A 3,819-nucleotide genomic window follows, 5' to 3' on the forward strand; every position below is an offset into this window, starting at 1 on the left:
CACTCCAACAGTCCCACTCTCTGAAGGAGTGCACACCGCTTATGTGAAGATTGTGGATAATGCCGGAAACTATGCAGAGGCAACTTGGAGCTTTACAGTTGACATAACCCCGCCTTATTTCACTGTTGAATCTCCCAAGGGAGAAAATAATCCCTACGGCACAAAGGGAATATTGTTTAAGATTAATGTCATAGGAGAGAATGCAAGCAAGATACAGTATTCTGTCAATGGCGGCGGCTTTTACAACTTATGCACTTCATGCAGTTATTACAGCAAGACAAGGTATCTCTACGAAGGAAACAATAGTATAAAGATACGGGTTTATGACAAAGCAGGCAACATGGCTGAACAACAGATGCTCATAAAAGTTGACTCAGAGGCGCCAAGAATATTGTCTGTAAGCCCTGGGGGCGGCTCAAGGATTAAGGGATTGACAACTTTCAGCGTGAAATACACTGAAGCAATCCTGACATCAGCAGAGATAGTCTCCTGGACAAGCAATAACCCCGTCCCTTACAAAGAACCACTCTCTGATGATTGCCCATCTGGAAGCTATGTGAGCTGTTCAATAAACAAGCCTGTGTCCTTGATAACTGATGGCAAGAAGTTCTATTACTACTTTGAGCTTATAGACAGCCAAGGAAAGATAACAAAAACGCCCACATACACAACAACAATAACTGCCTAAACATATTTATTTTTTTATCTTGTTTTTTATGGTTTGCTCCGCTTATTATGCCCTGATTTTTCCCTTTTTTTAGCGGTTTTTCAGGGTGATTTTTACTGTCACTTTGACTTATCGGCCAAATTCTTGAGTAGAGCCAATATGCTGTTTTGCAGCAAACCCTGATTGTTTCACTTAGCCATCTGGAAAAAGCGGGATTTTTGCCTTCTCGTCGGAGAATTCCACAGGAAAGGACCTGTTTTTGTCACGTCTTGTTGACGAAAACTGATTAGTAACAACCACGTTGTAACAAAATCGCTGAATTTTCTTTAAAAAGATTTATTTGATTACCCACAACAATGTTTAAATATGTTTCACGATTCCTTATTTCTTTATTGCTGAGTAGTGTTAATCAGTTACTAACCAAGCAAAGTAAAAAGCAATAATTACATCCAGTGAAACAATTTTATTGGGGGTGCCAAAATGAATATGAAATATGTTTTTGCAATTTTATTTTTGTCAGCAGCCATTCTTCTTGCGGCAGATTATGCCTCAGCAATCACTGCATCATTGGGAAATCCAAAGATGGTGCTTTACATTAATTCATCAAAGAGCGAGCCGGGAATAATCAGCAGGTATACTGTTGTGAACAATGTCAATGACTTCCCTGTTAATGTCACAGTTGCGCCTGATGATGTTCTCAAGAACTTAAGCATCATCATTAAGGATGATGAGCTTTCATTTGCCCTTCAGCCGAATTCATCAAAGAACATAAACTTCACGCTGTTTGCGAGCAAGCCTCAATTCTATGATGGCAAGATTTTCATAACATATGAAGGCACTCCGCTTGACTCAAACAAGAGCCAGAAAGTCGGGCTTGCAGCCCAGATAAGCGTGAATGCAAAGGGCGATGAGTTCACAGGCGACCTGTCAAGGTTCACAAAAAAATACGGAGTTCCATACGGAACTTCAGCAGACAAGGAAAGCTCCGCTGTTTCAGGCGGCGCAAACCCGATAGTCGGGATTATCCTAATAGTTGCAATCGTGGTGCTTGGAATGCTCACATTTTACCTTTTCAAAAGGAAGTGAGTGGAATTTATTTTTCATAAAAAAGTTTGTGGGGGAGATTATTCATGAATGCTGGAAAAAATTTCAAGGTTAAGGCAATTGCCGCGCTCTTGTTTGCGCTCTTCGCAATTGCCCTCCTGCCTGCACTGGCAGAAGCAAAAAGCGTGGCATACATCCTGAAGAACACAGCCAATCCCGTCCAGAAATACATGGACGTATTTTCGGGAATGGGCTTTTCAGTGAGCCTTATTGACGAGGCGCACCTCTCTTCAACCAATTTCGCAAACTATGATTTCATGTTCATAGGCGACCAGGATTTCGTAAATCCCGCGCTGATTCCTGTAAACCAGTACAAGGCGCTCATAACAACTTCTTATTCAGACGGCATGAACGCATGGCACTGGAGCAAGAAGGCATCAAGCATTGTGAGCAGCTATCCATTAAGGACAAGCATAATTGCCACTTCCCACACAATAGTTGAAAATTTCACAACTCCCATACAGGTTTATACCCAGTGCTGCTACCAGGGCACCCTTGGAATACCTGCCTCATTTCTCTCAAGGTTTGACAAGTCAGGATACCTTACTGTTGTAACTTCCACCACAAACAATGAAAATGACGGAATAATCATTACAGCAGTTCCCGGAACAAGATTAAAGGACGGATTCTATGCAAATGCAAAAGGAGCTTTCTTCGGGATTACAGAGACAGAATACTGGACTCCTGAAGCAGAGCAGCTTTTCAGGCAGACAATAATCTGGCTTTCCAAGGACGATGTTTCTCCAATAATAAATTTAGTCCAGCCAGAGCCCAAGGTTTACAATACCAATCTAATACCGGTTGAGTTCACAAGCTCAGAGCCGGTTTCCTGCACATACCATCTTGACAGCGGCGCTGAAACCCCAATAACATCCCCTTCAACAATAACAGCAGCGGAGGGAAGCCACACATTAGTGTTGACCTGCCTGGATTCCAGCAGCAATCCTGCAACAGCCACAAGGGCATTCTCTGTTGACACAGTTTCTCCTGTTGTAACAATCACAAGCCCGATAGAAGGGTATTACAGCTCAAATTCAGTAGCGCTTTCTGCATCAACAGACAGCGCAGTTTCCTCATGCACATACTCCCTTAACGGGGCTGCAAATGTCAGCATGACAGGAAGCGGAGTTTCATGGGCTTCATCATTCTCAGCACTCCAATCTGACAATAATGTAATAGTTTACTGCAGGGATTCTGCAGGCAACATAGGAAGCAGTGCAAGGCACTTTGTGATAGACACAACACTCCCTGTGATAACAGGAGCAAGACACTCCCCGATTGCACCATTAGACACTGACTTTGTAACAATATATGCGACAATCACAGATGCAAACATGAAGGATGCAAAGGCATACTACCGGGTTAATGGCGGAGAATGGAGCTTTGCTCCCATGGCTTCTGGCGCAGAATACAGCGCATTAATCGGAAAATTCAGCAACCATGACAATGTTGAGTATTATATTACTGCATCTGACCTTGCAGGAAATATTGCAACATCAGGCACCTTAAGCTTTGTTGTAAGCGCATCAGACACAACTCCTCCGGGAGCGCCGATAAATCCAACTGCATTCTATCAAGCAGGCGGAAGCATAAGACTTGAATGGCAGGCGCCTGAAGGAAGCGCTGCAAGATACAATATATACATAACAGACAATCTTTATTCCGAGCTCTCAAGCTTTGACTTCTCAAAGCCAAATGCAACTGTAACAACCCTGTCCTGGACAGATGCGCAGGCATCTTCTGTTTCAAGAAGGTTCTATGTTGTAAGGGCAGAGGACTCATCCAAGAACGAGGAAAAGAACACATTCAGGTTCGGAAAGTTTGACATTCCATTGAAAGCAGGAATGAACCTTGTTTCACTCCCGCTTATTCCAAGGGACAAGAGCATAAAGGCAGTTATGCACGAGACAGCTGAATCGCATATTGTTTTCCAGGTAATGAACAGAAAATCAGACGGAAACTATGAGATATCAGAGTTCTTCCTGCAGAACGCGCCTGATTACTGGTGGAGCGATTCAACATTCTCTTTATTGGATAACGGCAGGGGA

At 43.1% G+C, this 3,819-nt stretch carries 3 protein-coding genes; all 3 read left to right on the top strand.

The features are described from left to right. A partial coding sequence (locus NTV63_01320) for a hypothetical protein (protein ID MCX6709578.1) occupies positions 1-688 on the top strand: 688 nt, incomplete at its 5' end. A gap of 459 nt (positions 689-1,147) precedes the next feature. Next, a complete protein-coding gene (locus NTV63_01325) occupies positions 1,148-1,753 on the top strand; it encodes a hypothetical protein (protein MCX6709579.1) in 606 nt (201 codons plus the stop codon). Between the two features lie 44 nt (positions 1,754-1,797). Further along, positions 1,798-3,819: hypothetical protein (locus NTV63_01330; protein ID MCX6709580.1), on the top strand; the 2,022-nt coding region annotated here is incomplete at its 3' end.

Source organism: Candidatus Woesearchaeota archaeon (assembly GCA_026394965.1).
GTDB lineage: Archaea > Nanobdellota > Nanobdellia > Woesearchaeales > 0-14-0-80-44-23 > JAPLZQ01.

Coding starts and splice junctions, on each gene's coding strand:
- NTV63_01325 (MCX6709579.1), top strand. CDS start 1,148: ATGAATATGAAATATGTTTTTGCAATTTTATTTTTGTCAGCAGCCATT.